This is a genomic window from Streptomyces sp. JJ38 (assembly GCF_019303475.1).
GTDB lineage: Bacteria > Actinomycetota > Actinomycetes > Streptomycetales > Streptomycetaceae > Streptomyces.
Genome location: NZ_JABLSI010000104.1, coordinates 1 through 903 on the forward strand (window position 1 = coordinate 1; position 903 = coordinate 903).

1 protein-coding gene is annotated in these 903 nt (G+C 71.5%); it reads right to left on the bottom strand.

From position 1 onward, the window contains the following. Window positions 1–903: polyketide synthase (locus tag HPT28_RS26430; RefSeq protein WP_219094495.1), on the bottom strand; the 903-nt coding region annotated here is incomplete at both ends.

A 903-nucleotide genomic window follows, 5' to 3' on the forward strand; every position in this document is an offset into this window, starting at 1 on the left:
GCCACGTCGGCTGGTGCCAGTTCGGGGTGGGTGTGGAGGTGTTGGGTGAGGCGTGTGGCCTGTTCGGTCAGGGCTTCGGGTGTCTTGGCGGAGAGTGGCCAGAGGGTGGGTGTTGTGGTGGGTGTTGTGGTGGGTGGGGTTGGGTGGTCGGTTTGTGGGGCGTGTTCGAGGATGACGTGGGCGTTGGTGCCGCTGACGCCGAAGGAGGAGACGGCGGTGCGTCGTGGGCGGTCGTCGGTGGTGGGCCAGGGTGTGGGCTGGGTGAGGAGGTTGACGGGTGCGGTGTGCCAGTCGACGCGGGGGTTGGGTTGATCGATGTGGAGGGTTTGGGGGAGCCGTGCGTGGTGCATGGCGTGGACCATCTTGATGACGCCCGCGACGCCCGCCGCCGCCTGGGTGTGGCCGATGTTGGACTTGACCGAGCCCAGCCACAGGGGTCGGTCCTTGGGCCGTTTGCCGTAGGTGGCCAGGAGGGCCTGGGCCTCGATGGGGTCGCCGAGGGTGGTGCCGGTGCCGTGCGCCTCCACGGCGTCCACGTCNNTGCTGGCGCCGTCCTGGTTGACGGCCGTTCCCCGGACGACGGCCAGGACGCGGTGTCCGTTGCGGCGGGCGTCGGAGAGCCGTTCGACGAGGAGGAGTCCGGCGCCCTCGGCCCAGCCGGTGCCGTCGGCGCTCGCGGAGAAGGACTTGCAGCGTCCGTCGGCCGCCAGTCCCCGCTGACGGCTGAACTCCACGAAGGTGTCGGGGGTGGACATGACGGTGACGCCGCCCGCCAGGGCGAGGTCGCACTCGCCCGAGCGCAGGGACCGGGCCGCCAGGTGGAGGGCGACGAGGGAGGAGGAGCAGGCGGTGTCCACGGTGACGGCCGGCCCCTCCAGCCCGAAGGTGTAGGCGACGCGCCCG